Source organism: Actinomyces urogenitalis DSM 15434 (genome assembly GCF_000159035.1).
In the GTDB taxonomy this organism is placed as follows: Bacteria; Actinomycetota; Actinomycetes; order Actinomycetales; family Actinomycetaceae; genus Actinomyces; species Actinomyces urogenitalis.
Genome location: NZ_DS999624.1, coordinates 1 through 241, shown reverse-complemented (window position 1 = coordinate 241; position 241 = coordinate 1). Strand labels below are relative to the sequence as shown.

Annotated in this window: 1 pseudogene; it reads right to left on the bottom strand. The window is 74.3% G+C overall.

What is annotated here, in order from left to right:
• A pseudogene (locus HMPREF0058_RS13065) lies at window positions 1-241 on the bottom strand (hypothetical protein); the annotation flags it as partial.

The following is a 241-nucleotide window of genomic DNA, read 5'->3' as shown; positions in this document are numbered from 1 at the left end:
AGGACAGGGTCCGCAGCGCCGCCTGCTCGGCCTGCGGGCTGACCCCCACGGAAGCGCACGAGCTCCAGGTAGGGGCCTGCGTGGACTCTCCCCTTCATCACCCACATCCCGCGCGCCCTGCAGCTGGCCAGCGCCGGGGCGACGACGACGCCCAGCGCCCCGGTCCCCAGGTGCACCCTCGTCGCCTCATCCACCGGCGAGCGCAAGATCGCCTCCACCTGCGTGCCGGCCTCGGCCATGG